Here is a 262-nt window from a genome sequence, read left to right on the forward strand (position 1 = left end):
GCCACGATTTTTGTAATTCTCCTAAAACACGAGGTGAACAGCCAAATGGATTTTCATTTGATGCTAACTTAACAAATGAATGATTCCCGTATACTTCTTTCATTTGCTCTGGTGATTTACCTGGTTTATACGGTTGTAATGATGATAGTTGATCTTTTACTCGCATGTTAAATCCACCTTTTCATTAAAATTCTTTTGCGTATTTGTTATGTTGCGAAATATTTTGTTTTAGTAATTCCATGCGATCTTTTCCGAATTGCTC

Annotated in this window: 1 pseudogene; it reads right to left on the reverse strand. The window is 33.6% G+C overall.

The features are described 5' to 3' along the window. Nucleotides 1-166, reverse strand: a pseudogene (locus SB775_RS30675) (histidinol-phosphate transaminase); the annotation flags it as partial. Nucleotides 167-262 lie beyond the last annotated feature (96 nt).

Source organism: Peribacillus sp. SIMBA_075, from assembly GCF_046534585.1.